We start from the raw sequence: 15,102 nt of genomic DNA on the forward strand, positions 1-15,102 counted from the left end.
CCGCTTCAGGCCGCGAGTTTCTGGTTCACGAAATCCCAATTGACGAGCTTGTCCAGCCAGGCATTGGCGTAATCGGCGCGGCGGTTGCGCCAATCGATGTAATAGGAATGCTCCCATACATCCAAGGTGAGGAGCGGCTTGCCGCCATGCGCGATCGGCGTATCGGCGTTGGAGGTGGCGACAATCGCGGCTTTGTCCTTGCCGTCTTGAACGAGCCAGATCCATCCGCTGCCAAAGAACTTGGTTGCGGCGCCTGAGAATTCCTTGCGGAAGCCGTCATAGCCGCCGAAGCTCGCCTCAATGAGGCCGGCCGCCGGGCCGGTCGGCTTCCCGCCGCCATTGGGACGCATGCTGGCCCAATAGAAATTATGGTTCCAAAGCTGGCCGGCCGGGTTGAACAAGGCCGCACGGATAGGATCGCCTGCCGTCTTGCGAACGATTTCCTCGAGGCTCGCGTCGGCCCATTCGGTGCCTGCGACGGCTTTCAGAACGGCGTCATAATAGCCCTTGTGGTGCTTTCCATAGTGATAGCCGATCGTCTCGCTTGAAATCACGGGCGCGAGCGCGTCGTCAGCATAAGGCAAGGGCGGATAGGCCGCCGAAAGCTTGGTTTCCGTCGCTCCCTTGGCCGTGACGCTCAACCCGGCGAAGCCGATCAGGGCGCTGGAGCCGATGAGCATGGACCGTCTGTCAACGTGAGAAATCGGTGGCATCGGGCGACTTTCGAGTTTGATGGGCGTTGGGGCTACCGACTCGGATTGTAACCACATTTAAGCGAGTAGCTAAGTAGGGTTTTAGCTTTTTGCCTTGTGTTTTCGCGCGGTGGGAAACCGCACGAGCGGCCTTTGTGGCTGGCCTGCAACAGATCTGCAGGTCTCCCATCGGAAAAGGCAGGTGCATCTTGACAGGGCGGCGGCCCAGATGACACTCAGCCATGACGCATTGTGCAAAGGAGTTGCAAATGGAGCGGATGTCGATTTCAGCTGCGCTTCTCGTCGCGGCGATTGCTCTCAGCGGCTGCAATCAGACCTCGGGACCTGCGCCGTCCGCCCCTTCTGCAGTAGCCACGGCGCCGGACGCCGCCGCATCGGGCCCAGGCTGGCCGAATTTGCCGGCGGGCGCCGCCTGCACCGGCGAGCTCAATCGCTATCAAGCGGTCCTGAAGGCCGACGTCAGCACCGGTAATGTGAATAAATCCGTCTACGACAAGATCCAGGGCGAGCTGTCGCGCGCGGCCGAGGCCTGCGCTGCGGGGCGTGACGGCGAGGCGCAGAGCCTCATCCGCGCCTCGAAGGAGCGGCACGGCTATCGCGCCTGAGCCTGTCCGTCCGGAAAGCGCCGCGTCAAGAAGCGCGCCTGCCGGAAGACCGGCTCCGCTTTGCGATCGCCAAAAGGACGATCGCAAGCAGCGGGCAAATAATGTCCATGTAGAAAGGCGTCCCCGCATTTCCCGGCTTGAAATTGCCTGAGGAAAGCATTTGACGGATGTGCCCGACCGCGTCACCGAGCAGGAACACCGAGGCGGCGCAGATCGCCGCTTCTTTGAATTCAAGACCGCGCCAGAACGCGAGACAGGCGGTTGCGCCGATCGCGAGATCGGCCATCCCGACCTCGAATTGAAACGGGCTGACCTGCCAGCCGATATAGGCCGCCGCGACCGTCGGAAAAAAGATATGAAGTAGCCCGGCCCAAACGCCTGTAAGGCCGATCGGCAGCAGGAGAATCCAGGCGAGAAGCCGTTCCGCGAATGGCCCCCGTCGGCGGAAGGCGGCGATTGCGAAGGCTATGACGAATAGGACGGCGGGGAGATTACGAAGCAGAAAGCCGACGCCTTCGGAAATCATCTCGAACTCCGTCGATAGGCGCGCTTCCTTTCGCATTCCGCGCCAGCGCGTTGATACTGATGATGCGATCGAATCATCGGCCGGCCAAGGCGTGGCGGAGGTATCGCAAAGTGAAATCCGGCATGCGCTCTTTGTCGAAATCGCGCTCCGAGAAGACGGCGAGAAGCGCGTCGAGCTCAGGCGACGCTTCCGCAGCGATAAAGGCTTCGAAACGCGCCTGGATCTCAGCGGCGGAGAGGCTGGAGCGAACAATCTTCATGCAGGCCACGCGGGGCCCCTCGAAGACCACGGTCCAACCCGGCTCCACGGCCACCTCGTTCGGGGCGATGCCGGTCTCCTCGGCGAGCTCGCGCAACACGCTGCCTTCGAGGTCGATGAGATCCTCCTTCACGTCGTCGAGATCGGGCGTGCCGGCGGGAAAATAGATCCGTCCCGGATTGGCGGTGTGGCCGCCCATGCGGCCGAGCATGAAGGCGCCGTCGGCCGAGAGAAGCGCCGCCATCGCGAAACAATTGGCCGTTTCGGGGTCAGGAAAGCCGAAGTCCCGCCAAGCTAGAAAGGCCTTATATTCGACCTCGAAACCGTCGCCGCGCAGGACGCGTCGATCGTCCTGAAGTTCGATCGCCATGCGATGCATGAGGAAGACGCGGCCGTTGAAAAGATGCGGATTGCCGGCGCTGAGTTTGTCCCAATGGCGGTCGATCGCCTCAGCCTCGTCGATCGTAAAGCGCCAGCTTCTCGGCTCGACCCTATAGTCGATCGCGTCGATCGCCTCGATGCGCGGAATGTCTTGCCTCATAAGTCGATGACGCCTTCCGCGACAATGACGGCGGAGCCGCTGATGGCGCCCGCGATCAGGGCGCCTTTCTGGATCTCGATCTCGAGCGTGAGCAGGCTTGGCCGTCCCATCTCAAAGCCCTGTTCGATGACGAAGGCGTGACGGCCGTCAGCCGGCCGTTCGAAGGCGAGAATCGCGCCGGCCAAGGCGGCGGCGGCGGAGCCGGTCGCGGGATCCTCGGCGAGGCCGAGCCCGGGTGCGAACATGCGCGCATGAAAGGCGTGGTGCGCCTCGACCGTGTCGCTCGTGTAGATGAAGGCGGCGGCGGCGTCGAGCCCGCTGAAGACTGTCTCGAACAAGGCGGGAACCGGGCGCGCGCGCGCGATCGTTGCGAGGCCGGCTACCGGGACGAAGGCGAAGGGGAGGCCGACGGAATAGATGGAGGGCCTATGGCCCGCGAAGCCGATGTCCTCGCTGTCGAGCCCGAGCGCGGCCGCAATTCGGTCGTTGGAAGGCGCAAAGCCGGCTTCGGCCGGCAGCCGCGGCAGGGCGAAGGTGGCGCGGCCGGCTTTGCCCTCGAGCCGGCGGACCCTGCAGGCGATCAGGCCGATTTCCTCCTCGAGCGTCAGGGGTAGCTCCTGCGTCGCAGGGGCCTCGACAGTGCGCAGAACGGCGAGAAGGACGGCGGTTCCGACGGTTGGATGGCCGGCGAAGGCGAGTTCCGCCTTGGGCGTGAAGATGCGCAGCCGGGCCGCGCAGTCAGGTTCTCGCGGCGGCAAGAGAAAGACGGTCTCTGAGAGGTTGAATTCCGCGGCGATCTTCTGCATGCGCGCGGCGTCGAGCCCGTTGGCGTCGCTCACGACCGCGAGCGGATTGCCGGCGAGCGGCGTTTGAGTGAAGACGTCGAGGAGATGGTAGCGCCGCTGCACGGTCCGCATCGCCGCTCACGCGCCGACGGCGCGCAAGGCGCAGATGTTGCTCCACCATTTCCGCAGCGACTCGCCGCAACAAGGGAGCTCCTCGTCAAGGCCGCCGGCGAATAGGCGCCATGGCTCGAGATAGCGGGCGGAGACGCAGACAAGCGTGGGGATTTCGGCGGCGGCGGCCTCGCCGATCTCAGCGTAGAGCCCCTTGCCGTCTGCTTCGAGCTTCCCGAATCTATTGAGGAACAACAGCTCTGGACCGCGCGCGATGGCGGCGGAGAGCCGCTGGCCGATCGCGGCGAGCGCGGCCGGATCGATCCGGCAGGACTGAGAATGGCGGCCGAGATCCTGCAAGATCGAAAGGCGTTCGCCGGTTTCGAGATCGAGCACATAGGTGTCGCGGCAATCGCAATCCTGCGCGCTCGCCGCGATCTGGACCACGCCGCCGAGCCGATGGCCACGCCGCGCGAGTTCGTCGGCGAATTCGGCGACGAGGCTGTTCGGGTCCTCGCCTTCGCCATAGACGAGGGCGGCCAGCGTCTTGCGCGGGGCGGTATAGGAATGGGTCACGGGCCCTCTCGCATAATCTCGAATATATATAAGCCGTCCGCCGATTCCTGGCGCTCCAATATATCGCCGGTCTGGCGGACCAGATGGGGAATGTCGATGACGGCGAGCGGGTCGGTGCATTCGACGACCAAGCGATCGCCCTTTGCGAGCTTGCGCAGGGCCTTGCGGGTCCGCAGCGCGGGCAGGGGGCACAACAGGCCGCGCAAATCGAGAGAGATCAAAGTCAATTCAGCCGTCGCGCCCGATAAGGTTACAATGCTGCGTCGGTTCAGCCTAGCCGCTGGCGGCGCCGATTTTTGCAGAATAGCATGGTTTGAAACGGAAAGGCGCGTCGTGAACGAAGCTGAAGACGGGAGCGAGGCGACGCTGGAGACGGGCGGGCCGCTGGTCTCGCTTCGGGACGCGCTGGCGAGCCTTGCCCCTTATTGCCGCGAGATCGCGCCGGTCGGCCTCGCCGTCGAAGAGGCGCTGGGGCGGATAGCTGCAGCGGAGGTTCGCGCGCCGGCCGCCGTTCCCGCGCACGCGACAGCGCTGATGGACGGCTGGGCCGTCGCATCGCAAGAGACGCTTGGCGCCTCGCCTTATGCGCCTTGCTTTCCGGGCCTGGCGCCCGTTCGCGTCCGTCTTGGCGACCGCTTGCCCGATTTCGCCGACGCCGTCCTGGCGCTTCATGCGGTGGCGGGAGAGGAAATCCCCGCCCAGATCTTGAGCCCGGCCGCTCCCGGCGAGGGCGCAAGGGCGAAGGGGGGCGATTTCGCCATGGGCGAACTCATTGTCGCAGCCGGCGGACGGCTGAAGCCCACGGATCTCGGCCTCTTGCGCACTGCCGGCGTCGAGCGCATGTCCTTGCGTATTCCGACGCTGCGCCTCCTCTTCTCCGGGCGAGAAGAGACATCCTTCGCCGCTCTGGCCGATCGGGAAGGCGCGATTTGCCGAATCGAGGCGATGGATTTGTCGGACGCCGATCATTTGGCCCTGGCCATCGCCCGCGCCGACGCCGATCTTGTTGTCGTGATCGGAGCCGACTCCGGGGAAAGAGTCGCGGAGGTTCTGTCCCAATATGGCGCGCTTCTGGCGCCCGGGGTCGCCGTCCGGCCCGGCGCGCTCATAGGATGCGGCGTCATCGGTCGAGGCGCGCCGACGGACGAGGCCGTCTTGCCGGTGATCTTCGCGCCGGAGCGGTTTGATTGCGCCCTTGCGGCTTGGCTCTTGCTTACGCGGCCCTGTCTTCGCCTTCTATCCGGGATGAAGGAGGCGGAGGCCGGAGAGAGCCTGCCTCTCGCGCGAAAAATTGTCTCGAGTCCGGGCTTGAGCGACCTCGTCCTCCTGCGGCGGACCTTGGGCGTGGGCGGCTCAAGACTCTGGGAGCCGCTCGCGACCGGCGACCTGCCCTTCAGCGCGATCGCCCGCGCCGACGCCTGGCTGCTGGTTGAGCTGGAATCGGAGGGCTATGCGGCCGGACAATCCGTCTTCGCGCAATTCCTGTAGCGTCTATGTCTCGAGCGAAAATGAGCCAGTCCGAAAAGCGAGCCGGAAGCGCCTCCGGCGGCCAAGAGCAATTCCTCACTGTGCTCTCGCGCGAGGAGGCGACGCGCCGGTTTCGGGCGCATCTCTCCATGCGGCCGGTCGGCGACGAAGCGGTCTCCCTAGCCGAAAGCCTCGGCCGCGTGCTGTCGCAAACTTTGCGCGCGCCGATCGACGTTCCACCCTTCGATCGCTCCCTCGTCGATGGTTTCGCGCTGCGTGGCGCAGACGTCGCGACGGCGAGCGACTCCGCGCCCCTTCGGTTGGCCCTGAACGCCGAGACCATCGCCTGCGGAACCGCGCCGCGGCTCGAGGTCGCCGCCGGGACGGCGACGCCGATCGCAACCGGCGGGCCTTTGCCGCGCGGCGCCGACGCCGTCTGCATGATCGAGCAGACCGATCCCGACGGCCCTGGCCACATCCTCGTGCGGCGCGGGCTCGCGCCCGGCCAGAACATTGGCTTCGCCGGCGGCGACCTCGCGCAAGGGGAGACGCTTTTGCGCCGGGGCGGACGCATCGGCTCACGCGAGATCGGCATGCTCGCGGCCTGCGGGCTCGCCGTGGTTCCGGTCTATCGTCGCCCGCGCGTGGCGATCGTTTCAACAGGGGATGAACTCGTCCAGCCCGGGGACCCTCTGCGCCCAGCCGCAATCTATGATTCCAATGCGCCGATCATCGGCGCGGCGGTGCGCGAGAATGGCGGCGAGGCAGTTTTCCTTGGCGCCATCCCCGACGACGAGACGGCGCTCGAGGCGAGCCTCAAAGAGGCGCTTGCGAGCTGCGACATGGTCATTCTCTCCGGCGGCACCTCGAAAAGCGCAGGCGACCTCACCTACCGGGTCGTCTCCCGCCTCGGCCGGCCGGGCGTCGTCGCCCATGGCGTCGCCCTCAAGCCCGGCAAGCCGCTCTGCCTCGCGGTCGCCGACGGCAAGCCCGTCGTCATCCTGCCGGGCTTTCCGACCTCGGCCATGTTCACCTTCCATGATTTCGTTGCGCCGGTCTTGCGCGCGATGAGCGGCGTCGCGGCGCGGCGCGACGCCTCCGTCGCGGCGGTGACCCCGGTCCGCATCCTTTCCGATCTCGGCCGCACGGAATTCGTCATGGTCGCTCTGACGCAAGGCGATCACGGACTCAACGCTTTTGCCTTAGCGAAAGGGTCGGGGTCGATTTCCGCATTCGCCCAAGCCGACGGGTTCTTGACCATAGACGCGCTGGCCGACCATCTGGCCGAGGGCGCGCGGGTGGACGTGACCCTGTTCGATCCCGAGCTGAAGGTCCCCGATCTCGCGATCATGGGCTCGCATTGCGTGGGCCTCGAAATCGTCCTCGACGCGCTCGCCGAGGCGGGGATTTCGGCCCGCACGGTCGCGATCGGCAGCCTGGGCGGCCTCGCGGCGGCGAAGCGGGGCGAGTGCGACATCGCCCCCATTCATCTGATGGACCCTGAGACCCAAGTCTACAACAAGCCTTATATCGGCGCAGGCCTGACCCTCGTCGAAGGCTGGCGGCGCATGCAAGGCCTCGTCTATCCGCCGGGCGACGCGCGTTTCGAGGGCCGCTCAGCGCAAGAGGCGATCGCCGCCGCGCTCGCCGATCCGAATTGCCACATGGTCAACCGCAATCAGGGCGCCGGCACGCGCATCATGATTGATCGCCTGATCGGCGCGGCGCGCCCGCTCGGCTATTGGAACCAGCCGAAATCACATAATGCGGTCGCCGCCGCCGTGGCCCAAGGCCGCGCCGATTGGGGCGTCGCCATCGAGCCGGTCGCGCGCGCCTATGGACTAGGCTTCCTGCCGATCGGCGAGGAGCATTATGATTTCGCGATCCCGCAAAGCCGGCGAGACGCACCGGCGGTGCGGGCCTTCGTCGAGGCGCTCGCGCGGGACGACGTCGCAGCCGGCCTAAGGGCGATCGGCTTCGTCCCCGCCCGCGAAGGATCGACCGCATGCGCGTGATCGGCCTCGCCGGATGGAGCGGCGCGGGCAAGACGACTCTGATCGTGAAGCTCATCCCGTTTTTCCGCGCGCGGGGGACAAGCGTCTCCACGCTCAAACACGCCCATCACGGCTTCGACGTCGATGCGCCGGGCAAGGATTCCTTTGCGCATCGCGAAGCCGGCGCTAACGAGGTTCTCGTCGCCTCGTCCAAGCGATGGGCCTTGATGCATGAGCTGCGCGGGGCTAATGAGCCCGGTCTTTCCGAGCTGTTGCGCCAATTGAGCCCAGTCGATCTTGTCCTCGTCGAGGGCTATAAACGCGACTCCCATGCCAAGATCGAAGTTCATCGCGCCTTGAACGCAAAGCCGCTCCTTTATCCGCATGATAGAACGATCGCGGCGCTGGCGACCGATTTGGCCGCGCCGCCGGATCTGCCGCATGCGCATTTGGACGATGTCGCGGCGGTCGCCGATCTAATCGCGCGCTTCGCCCAGCCCCTGGAAAAGACGCTCCGCGATCTTTCCGAAAACCCGCCCGTGGCGGAGGAGAATCTGCGCGATGGCCCAGCTCGGCAAGGATAGTTTCGCCGCTGGCGACAGACTCATGCCGGTCGGCGAGGCGGTCGAGCTTCTCTTCGCCCGCACGCCCTGCGTCGAGGGGATCGAGACCGTCGCGCTCGCAGAGGCGGAAGGCCGCGTGCTCGCCGAGGCTTTGGCCGCGCCGATCGATCTGCCGGCTTTCGACAATTCAGCGGTCGATGGCTATGCGGTGCGCTTCGCGGATCTCACGCCCGAGAGAGAATCCGTCCTTCCTGTCTCCGGGCGGGTGGCCGCCGGCCATGCGCCCGGAACCGATCGCGTCGCGGGCGTCGCCGTCCGCATCTTCACCGGCGCCGCCATGCCAGAGGGCGCGGACACGGTCTTCATGCAGGAGGATTGCCGCATCCTCCCCGACGGCTCGGTCGCGCTGCCGAAAGGATTGACGCTCGGCGCGAACCGACGGCTGCGCGGCGAGGATATTGGCGTCGGGAGAGAGGCGCTTCCGCGTGGGCGGCGCCTGCGGCCGGAGGACATCGGCCTCGCCGCCGCGCTCGGCGTCGAGCGGCTCGCCGTGCGGCGACGCCTGAAGGCGGCGGTCTTTTCCACCGGAGATGAAATCGTCTCGCCCGGCGAGCCGCTGCCCGCGGCCGCGGTCTATGACGCCAACCGCTTCGTCCTCCAAGGGCTCCTGCGGCGTCTCGGCGTCGAGGTCACCGATCTCGGCATTCTGAAGGACGATCCCGAGAGGATCGGCGCGGCGCTGCGCGGCGCGGCGCAGACGCATGATCTCGTCATCACCTCGGGCGGGGTGTCGACCGGGGAGGAGGATCACGTCAAGGCCGCGATCTCGCAGAACGGCTCGCTGGTTTTCTGGCGTCTCGCCATCAAGCCGGGGCGGCCGGTCGCGATGGGCGTGATCGAAGGCGCGCCATTCGTCGGCCTTCCCGGCAATCCGGTCGCGGTTTTCGTGACCTTCGTCACTGTCGTGCGCCCCTTGATCGCGGCGCTGTCCGGCGCCTTGTTCGAGCCGGCCCGCGCTGTGGCCGTCGCCTCGGGCTTTTCTTACAAGAAGAAAAAGGGGCGACGCGAATTTGTCCGCGTCTCCTTGCGATTAGGCGCAACGGGCGAAGCGATCGCCGACAAATACCCGGTCGAAGGCGCGGCCGTCCTAACCTCGCTGACGCGGACTCATGGCTTCGTCGAGCTGCCCGAGGACGTTTCGGCGGTGGCGCCCGGAGATCAGGTGGCTTTCGTCGACTACGATCTGATCCGATAGCCTCTCTCGCTTTATCTTCGCAGCATCTTCGCCGCGTCGCTCTCTTGATCCTGCGGCCTCGCCTGTGCTCAACACTTGGGCGGGCCGAGCGCATGGGAATCGTGGGAGGTTGGGCGAGAATGCTCTATCTATGGATCATGATCGGCAGCGCGCTCGGCGGCGCCTCGCGCTATTGGTTTTCGGGCTTCGTGGACAACCATCTTGGCGGCGCCTTCCCCTGGGGGACGATCCTTGTGAACGTCAGCGGCTCCTTCGTCATCGGCTTTTTCGCAACGCTCACGGGCCCCGATGGGCGTGTGCTCGCGAGCACGACGGCGCGCCAATTCGTGATGGTTGGTCTCTGCGGCGGCTACACGACCTTTTCCTCCTTCAGCCTGCAAACGCTCTATCTTGCGCGCGACGGCGAATGGCTGCGCGCGGGCGCCAACGCCGTCCTGTCGGTGACGCTCTGTTTCCTGGCGGTCTGGCTCGGCCATGTCGCCGCTTCCGCGCTCAATCAGCTCAAGGGAGCGTGATCGATGCAAATCCCTCGCAACGCCGTGCTTCTGCGGATCTTCATCGGGGAGGATGACCGCCACGGCCATCAACCGCTTTATGAAGCGATTGTGATGAAGGCGCGCGAGCTTCATCTCGCCGGCGCGACCGTGCTGCGCGGGCCGATGGGCTTTGGCCATTCGAGCCGTCTTCACACGACCAAGATCCTGAGCCTGTCCGAGGATCTGCCTTTTGTGATTGAGATCGTCGACAGCGAGGAGAAGATCAACGCTTTTCTCCCCGCGCTCGACGCTATGATGGGAAGCGGCCTCATCACCCTGGAGAAGGTTCAGGTGCTGCAATATGGGGCGAACGGCAACGCGTGAAGCGCCTCAGGCGGCGTCTTGGCCAAGCGTCGCAAGATTATAGCCTTCCTCCCGTAGGACCCTTTGCACGGCGGGGCGCGTCAGCATGCGCCGGTAATGCGCCCGAAGATTAGCCGGCAAGGGAATTTTCGTTTTGTCGGCCCAGAACTCGACATAGAATAAAATCGGATCGGCGATGGAGAATTGGCCCACGACATAGTCTTTGGCGCCGAGCTGATCGTTCAGGATCGCGAAACATTTTTCGACCAACTCGCGGCCGAAGGCGCGGACCGCTTCGTGATCGGCCTCATTGCGGGTGAAGGTCGGGGTCGCGAAAATCCGCGCGAAGCCTTGCCCATGAACGGTTCCAACGACGAAGGCGAGGGTTTCGACCACCCTTGTCTCGGCCTCGACGTCGTCTGGCAGGAGCTTCGCCCGTGGATTGGCGCGCGCGAGCCAATAGGCGATCGCCTGGACTTCGGTGAGCGAGGAGCCGTCGTCGCGCACCAGCGTCGGAATGGTCGATTTAGGATTGATCGCGAGATAGTCTGGTTTGAAATGATCGCCGGCCGGAAGGTTGACGATATAGGCCTCGAACGCCTTGTCGAGTTCCTCGAGCAGAATATGGATGCCGGTCGAGCAAGAGCCCGGCGTCATATAGAATTTCATCTCGAACTATCCCTTGTCGCCGGCGCCGCTTCTCGGCGCGCCTTCAGCCTTTCGCCGCGGGCGTTTCGGCGCAAGAGAAATGCGTGCCACCAGGCGGCGCGGTTCAGAAGCCCTCGGCCTTGGCGTAAATGGCGGCGGCGAGCTCGGCCGCGGGCGCCGCGGAGCTTTGTCGCGCGCGCAGCAGTACGAACTCGACGTCCCCCAGACCGGGCAGCGTTTGGCGGAACAAATTTTCTCCGACTAGACCTGGGCCTGGCTGACATTCGATCAAGCCCTTGGGCAGCAACTTGCGCGAATGCGCCATAATTCCAAGGCCGGCTTGCGCGGCAGCGACGAGGCCGCTCAGGCTTCCGCTGGTGCAGGCGATGCGCCAGGGAATCCCGGCCTGTTCGAGCGCGGCCAGCGCCACGAAACGCGACATGCTCGGCGGCGGATAGAGGATCAGCTGGACCTGGTCTCCGTCCAAGCCTGGGGTCTCCGCGCCGCGGGCCCAGACGAAGCGGTCGCGCCAGACGAGCTCGCCGCGCTCCTCGCCCGGCCAGCGCTTGCACAAGACGATGTCGAGCTCGCCGGCGTCGAACCGCGCGATCAGGCTATTGCTGAGCGCAATCGTGAATTCGAGGTCGATCAAGGGATGGTCCTGCACGAAGCCGCGCAGCACGTCAGGCAGCCATGAGGACACGAGATCCTCGGAGGCGCCGAAGCGCAGGCGGCCGCGGAGCTTCGTTCCGGCGAAATGGCGCCTGGCGCGCTCATTGACCTCGAGGATGCTGCGCGCGAAGCCGACGAGCGTCTCGCCTTCGATCGTCAAGGCGACGGAATGCGTGTCGCGCACGAAAAGCCGGTGACCGACCGCCGTCTCGAGCTTGCGGACATGGTCGCTGACGGTCGGCTGGCCCAAGCCGAGCTTGCGGCTCGCCTCGGAGAAACTATTTCCCTCCGCGATCATCAGGAAGGTCTGCAAGAGCGCGGGATCGAGCATGGGCCGACCCTATCGGAAAAGACGATAGCAATAATCGCGACTATCGGCGTTCCACCCCCGATGACAATCCGCAATCTTGCGCGGAAGCCGGCTGGGTTGCTCCGCCGACGATAAAACTCAGGGAGAAAACAATGAACATATATTCACGCCGGGCTCTTTTGGCGAGCGGCGCGGCCGGCGGCCTCGTCGCCGCCGCCGCCGCGACGGCTTCAGCCGAAACCTTTTCCGCCGTCGCTGAGAGTGATCCCGGCCCGCGTGATGCGGCGCAAGAGGCGATCAACCCCTACGACTGGCGATCGCTGCCAACCGACCACGGCAATCTCGGCACGCTGCGGCATTCGTTTTCTCAGGTCCATAACCGGCACACGGACGCTGGTTGGGCGCGCGAGGTCACCGTCCGCAATTTCCCGATCTCGAAAGCTATGGCCGGCGTCAACATGCGGCTCCCGGCCGGCGCGGTGCGCGAGCTGCACTGGCACGTGCCCGCAGAATGGGCCTATGTGACCTATGGCTCCGGGCGGATCACCGCGGTCGATTCCGGCGCGCGCAAATTCGTCGGCGACGTGAAAGAGGGCGATCTCTGGTTCTTCCCGGGCGGCGTGCCGCATTCGATCCAGGGGCTAGGCCCCGACGGCTGCGAATTCGTCCTGGTCTTCAATGACGGCAATTTCTCCGAGGACAGCACTTTCCTCATCACCGATTGGGTCAATCACACGCCAAAGGACGTGCTCGCCAAGAATTTCGGCGTTCCTGGCTCCGCCTTCGACAATGTGCCGAAGAAGGATCTTTGGATCTTCAATGCGCCTTTGCCGGAGAGCCTTGCCGACGATCTTGCGCAGAGCAAGCAGCCGGAAGTGCCGAATCCCTATCAATTCTCGCTCCTCGATCAGAAGCCGGTCTTCAAATCCCAGGGCGGGGCGGTCCGCATCGCCGATTCGAATAATTTCAAGGCGACGACAATGGCGGCCGCCCTCGTGGAGGTCGAGCCCGGCGGGATGCGCGAGCTGCACTGGCATCCGACGTCCGACGAATGGCAATATTACATCAGCGGTACGGCGCGCATGGGCGTCTTCCATGGCGAGGGCCGCAACAACACGGTGGAGTTCCACCCGAGCGACGTCGGCTATGTGCCGCAATCGATCGGCCATTACATCCAGAACATCGGCAAGGACAAGCTTCGCTTTCTGGAGGTGTTCACGAGCCCCGAATATTCGGATATTTCGCTGGCGTCCTGGATGGCCAACGTCCCGCATGAGCTGGTCGCGGCGCATCTGAACATCGACGTCGCGACGCTTCGGCAGATGGCGCAGACCAAGACCCCCGTTGTCCCGATCTAGTTTAATGGCTAACCTTGGAGATGGGGGAGCAGGTTGAAGCTAAGGAACGACAAGAGGAGCGATCTCCGCGATCGCTCCTCGTGATGTTTCGATCCGTGTAGACAGGCCGAGTTCAGATTTATTTCGCAGGGGCGCGTCAATGGCCAGAGTTGAGGATATTGATCTAAACGAAGGGATAGCAGGCGGATTTCTGTCGCGCGAGCGCACGGTAGCCAAACCCGGCTTCAACCGCTGGCTCGTGCCGCCGGCCGCGCTCGCCATTCATTTATGTATCGGGATGGCCTATGGGCTGAGCGTGTTCTGGCTGCCGCTGTCTCGAGCTCTCGGCGTGGACACGCCGGTCGCATGCCCCGACATGACGGTTTTTTCTGCTTTGGTCACGACGAGCTGCGACTGGCGCGTCAGCGATCTATTGATAATCTTCACGCTAGCGATCGTGTTCCTCGGCCTTTCCGCGGCCGTGTTTGGCGGCTGGCTCGAGCGCGCGGGACCACGAAAGGCGGGTGTCGCGGCGGCCTTTTGCTGGGCCGGCGGGTTCTTGCTAGGCGCTTTCGGGGTTTATGTTCATCAGCTCTGGATTCTTTGGCTGGGGATGGGCGTGATCGGCGGGATCGGCCTTGGCCTCGGCTATATTTCGCCTGTCTCCACCTTGGTGAAATGGTTCCCCGATCGGCGCGGCATGGCGACCGGCATGGCCATCATGGGCTTCGGCGGCGGCGCGCTGATCGGCTCGCCGCTCGCCAATCTCCTGATGAACGGTGGCGATCTCTTCAATTTTCACCTTGGCGGCCTGGGCCTGGCCATTCATCTTCCAGGATTTCGCTCTCCGACCGGGGTTGGGGTTTGGCAGACGCTGGCGGTGCTCGGCGCGATTTATTTGACCAGCATGCTCATCGGCGCCTTCGGCTATCGGGTTCCGCCGACGGGATGGGCGCCGGCCAGTTGGAGTCCGACCCAGCACAAGAGTCGGCTCGTGACCTCGGGCAATGTCCATCTGGACGATGCCCATAAAATCTTCGAGTTCTGGCTGATCTGGATTGTCCTTTGCATGAACGTTTCGGCCGGCATCGGCGTGCTCGCCATGGCCTCGCCGATGCTTCAGGAAATTTTCGCCGGCGCGCTGATCGGCGCGCCGAGCGTTGGATTTTCGGCGCTCGACCTCGCTCAAAAAACGGCGGTCGCAACGGTCGCCGCCGGCTTCGTCGGGCTATTGTCCTTGTTCAATATCGGCGGTCGATTTTTCTGGGCTTCACTTTCGGACAGGATCGGACGCAAGACGACCTATTTTACTTTCTTCGCTTTGGGGATCGCTCTTTACGCCTTGGCGCCGACCTTCGCCCATATCGGTTCGAAGGCTCTGTTCGTCGCCGCTTTCTGCATCATCCTGTCGATGTATGGCGGCGGCTTCGCCACCGTTCCGGCCTATCTCGCGGATATTTTCGGGGTGCAATATGTCGGCGCGATCCACGGGCGCCTACTAACGGCCTGGTCGACCGCCGGAGTCGTCGGCCCGCTCGTCGTCGGCTATATCCGCGACGCGCAAATTGCGGCGGGGGTCGACCGCGCGCTCGTTTATGACCGCACCATGTATATCTTGGCCGGGTTTCTGGTGATCGGCCTGGTCGCGAACGCCTTGGTCGGGCCAGTTTCGGAAAAGCGGCTCCTTCAGGAAAAGTCGACGGCCGCGGTTTCCGGCGCGGGCGCTTCCGTGGGCGCGGCGGCTCTTGCTGTGTCTGCTTGGCAGAAGGCCGCCGCCGTCTTCGTTTGGGCGCTCGTTTCCGTTCCAACGCTTTGGGGCGTCGGAAAAGCGCTGGAGAGCGCCGTCAAAATCTTCCAGTAGGCGCGCTTAAGGCTCGAGGCCGTCTCCCTTGGAGCGCGGCC

The 15,102-nt window shown here is 64.6% G+C and carries 17 protein-coding genes; 9 read left to right on the forward strand and 8 right to left on the reverse strand.

Annotated elements, in window-relative coordinates:
• Positions 1-5: 5 nt before the first annotated feature.
• A complete protein-coding gene (locus METAC_RS0104730) occupies positions 6-680 on the reverse strand; it encodes a superoxide dismutase (RefSeq protein WP_198017166.1) in 675 nt (224 codons plus the stop codon).
• A gap of 281 nt (positions 681-961) precedes the next feature.
• Here METAC_RS0104730 and METAC_RS0104735 point away from each other — a divergent pair, with 281 nt between their 5' ends.
• On the forward strand, positions 962-1,318 hold the full coding sequence (locus METAC_RS0104735; protein WP_026606129.1) for a hypothetical protein: 357 nt from the start codon (positions 962-964) through the stop codon (positions 1,316-1,318).
• Positions 1,319-1,343: 25 nt separating this feature from the next.
• Here METAC_RS0104735 and METAC_RS0104740 read toward each other — a convergent pair whose 3' ends face one another.
• The 5 genes from METAC_RS0104740 to METAC_RS0104760 all read right to left on the reverse strand — a co-directional run bounded on the left by METAC_RS0104740 (position 1,344) and on the right by METAC_RS0104760 (position 4,342).
• Positions 1,344-1,844 carry a DUF6790 family protein gene (locus METAC_RS0104740; protein WP_156898115.1) on the reverse strand — a complete coding sequence of 167 codons (501 nt, stop codon included), beginning with the start codon at positions 1,842-1,844 and terminating at the stop codon, positions 1,344-1,346.
• A 73-nt stretch (positions 1,845-1,917) separates the two neighbouring features.
• On the reverse strand, positions 1,918-2,643 hold the full coding sequence (locus METAC_RS0104745; protein ID WP_026606131.1) for an NUDIX hydrolase: 726 nt from the start codon (positions 2,641-2,643) through the stop codon (positions 1,918-1,920).
• Positions 2,640-3,560 (reverse strand): PhzF family phenazine biosynthesis protein, encoded by a 921-nt coding sequence (locus METAC_RS0104750; RefSeq protein ID WP_036255297.1) that lies wholly within the window; start codon positions 3,558-3,560, stop codon positions 2,640-2,642. Before METAC_RS0104750 ends, METAC_RS0104745 begins: the two co-directional genes overlap by 4 nt.
• A 6-nt stretch (positions 3,561-3,566) precedes the next feature.
• Positions 3,567-4,115 carry a DUF2478 domain-containing protein gene (locus METAC_RS0104755; protein WP_026606133.1) on the reverse strand — a complete coding sequence of 183 codons (549 nt, stop codon included), beginning with the start codon at positions 4,113-4,115 and terminating at the stop codon, positions 3,567-3,569.
• Positions 4,112-4,342 carry a sulfurtransferase TusA family protein gene (locus METAC_RS0104760; RefSeq protein ID WP_026606134.1) on the reverse strand — a complete coding sequence of 77 codons (231 nt, stop codon included), beginning with the start codon at positions 4,340-4,342 and terminating at the stop codon, positions 4,112-4,114. The genes METAC_RS0104755 and METAC_RS0104760 overlap by 4 nt, the downstream gene beginning before the upstream one ends.
• 106 nt (positions 4,343-4,448) lie before the next feature.
• Here METAC_RS0104760 and METAC_RS22365 point away from each other — a divergent pair, with 106 nt between their 5' ends.
• The 6 genes from METAC_RS22365 to METAC_RS0104790 all read left to right on the forward strand — a co-directional run bounded on the left by METAC_RS22365 (position 4,449) and on the right by METAC_RS0104790 (position 10,254).
• A complete protein-coding gene (locus tag METAC_RS22365; protein ID WP_198017167.1) occupies positions 4,449-5,603 on the forward strand; it encodes a MoeA family protein in 1,155 nt (384 codons plus the stop codon).
• Positions 5,604-5,623: 20 nt separating this feature from the next.
• Positions 5,624-7,597, forward strand: coding sequence for a molybdopterin biosynthesis protein (locus tag METAC_RS0104770; protein ID WP_026606135.1), 1,974 nt, complete (start codon positions 5,624-5,626; stop codon positions 7,595-7,597).
• Positions 7,588-8,160 (forward strand): molybdopterin-guanine dinucleotide biosynthesis protein B, encoded by a 573-nt coding sequence (gene mobB / locus METAC_RS22370; protein WP_051335383.1) that lies wholly within the window; start codon positions 7,588-7,590, stop codon positions 8,158-8,160. The genes METAC_RS0104770 and mobB overlap by 10 nt, the downstream gene beginning before the upstream one ends.
• On the forward strand, positions 8,138-9,394 hold the full coding sequence (locus METAC_RS0104780; protein WP_026606136.1) for a molybdopterin molybdotransferase MoeA: 1,257 nt from the start codon (positions 8,138-8,140) through the stop codon (positions 9,392-9,394). Before mobB ends, METAC_RS0104780 begins: the two co-directional genes overlap by 23 nt.
• 92 nt (positions 9,395-9,486) lie before the next feature.
• Complete coding sequence (gene crcB, locus METAC_RS0104785; RefSeq protein ID WP_245257419.1) at positions 9,487-9,909, forward strand: fluoride efflux transporter CrcB; 423 nt, start codon at positions 9,487-9,489, stop codon at positions 9,907-9,909.
• A gap of 3 nt (positions 9,910-9,912) precedes the next feature.
• Positions 9,913-10,254 (forward strand): DUF190 domain-containing protein, encoded by a 342-nt coding sequence (locus METAC_RS0104790; protein WP_026606138.1) that lies wholly within the window; start codon positions 9,913-9,915, stop codon positions 10,252-10,254.
• 6 nt (positions 10,255-10,260) lie between these two features.
• Here METAC_RS0104790 and METAC_RS0104795 read toward each other — a convergent pair whose 3' ends face one another.
• Both METAC_RS0104795 and METAC_RS0104800 read right to left on the reverse strand, forming a co-directional pair.
• A complete protein-coding gene (locus METAC_RS0104795) occupies positions 10,261-10,902 on the reverse strand; it encodes a glutathione S-transferase family protein (RefSeq protein WP_026606139.1) in 642 nt (213 codons plus the stop codon).
• Between the two features lie 103 nt (positions 10,903-11,005).
• Complete coding sequence (locus tag METAC_RS0104800) at positions 11,006-11,884, reverse strand: LysR family transcriptional regulator (RefSeq protein WP_026606140.1); 879 nt, start codon at positions 11,882-11,884, stop codon at positions 11,006-11,008.
• A gap of 131 nt (positions 11,885-12,015) precedes the next feature.
• On the opposite strand from METAC_RS0104800, the gene METAC_RS0104805 reads away from it, so the two are divergent.
• Entirely contained in the window at positions 12,016-13,221 is a 1,206-nt protein-coding gene (locus tag METAC_RS0104805; RefSeq protein WP_026606141.1) for a cupin domain-containing protein, read from the forward strand.
• A gap of 139 nt (positions 13,222-13,360) precedes the next feature.
• Entirely contained in the window at positions 13,361-15,061 is a 1,701-nt protein-coding gene (locus METAC_RS0104810; RefSeq protein ID WP_026606142.1) for an OFA family MFS transporter, read from the forward strand.
• Positions 15,062-15,102: the final 41 nt, after the last annotated feature.

The organism is Methylocapsa acidiphila B2 (assembly GCF_000427445.1).
Classification (GTDB): domain Bacteria; phylum Pseudomonadota; class Alphaproteobacteria; order Rhizobiales; family Beijerinckiaceae; genus Methylocapsa; species Methylocapsa acidiphila.

Excerpts from the sequence above, each read along its gene's own strand:
- METAC_RS0104770 (WP_026606135.1), top strand. The coding sequence starts at position 5,624 with ATGAGCCAGTCCGAAAAGCGAGCCGGAAGCGCCTCCGGCGGCCAAGAG.
- METAC_RS0104800 (WP_026606140.1), bottom strand. The coding sequence starts at position 11,884 with ATGCTCGATCCCGCGCTCTTGCAGACCTTCCTGATGATCGCGGAGGGA.
- mobB (WP_051335383.1), top strand. The coding sequence starts at position 7,588 with ATGCGCGTGATCGGCCTCGCCGGATGGAGCGGCGCGGGCAAGACGACT.
- METAC_RS0104805 (WP_026606141.1), top strand. The coding sequence starts at position 12,016 with ATGAACATATATTCACGCCGGGCTCTTTTGGCGAGCGGCGCGGCCGGC.
- crcB (WP_245257419.1), top strand. The coding sequence starts at position 9,487 with ATGGGAATCGTGGGAGGTTGGGCGAGAATGCTCTATCTATGGATCATG.
- METAC_RS0104810 (WP_026606142.1), top strand. The coding sequence starts at position 13,361 with ATGGCCAGAGTTGAGGATATTGATCTAAACGAAGGGATAGCAGGCGGA.
- METAC_RS0104745 (WP_026606131.1), bottom strand. The coding sequence starts at position 2,643 with ATGAGGCAAGACATTCCGCGCATCGAGGCGATCGACGCGATCGACTAT.
- METAC_RS0104795 (WP_026606139.1), bottom strand. The coding sequence starts at position 10,902 with ATGAAATTCTATATGACGCCGGGCTCTTGCTCGACCGGCATCCATATT.
- METAC_RS0104780 (WP_026606136.1), top strand. The coding sequence starts at position 8,138 with ATGGCCCAGCTCGGCAAGGATAGTTTCGCCGCTGGCGACAGACTCATG.
- METAC_RS0104735 (WP_026606129.1), top strand. The coding sequence starts at position 962 with ATGGAGCGGATGTCGATTTCAGCTGCGCTTCTCGTCGCGGCGATTGCT.
- METAC_RS0104730 (WP_198017166.1), bottom strand. The coding sequence starts at position 680 with ATGCTCATCGGCTCCAGCGCCCTGATCGGCTTCGCCGGGTTGAGCGTC.
- METAC_RS0104750 (WP_036255297.1), bottom strand. The coding sequence starts at position 3,560 with ATGCGGACCGTGCAGCGGCGCTACCATCTCCTCGACGTCTTCACTCAA.
- METAC_RS0104740 (WP_156898115.1), bottom strand. The coding sequence starts at position 1,844 with ATGATTTCCGAAGGCGTCGGCTTTCTGCTTCGTAATCTCCCCGCCGTC.
- METAC_RS0104790 (WP_026606138.1), top strand. The coding sequence starts at position 9,913 with ATGCAAATCCCTCGCAACGCCGTGCTTCTGCGGATCTTCATCGGGGAG.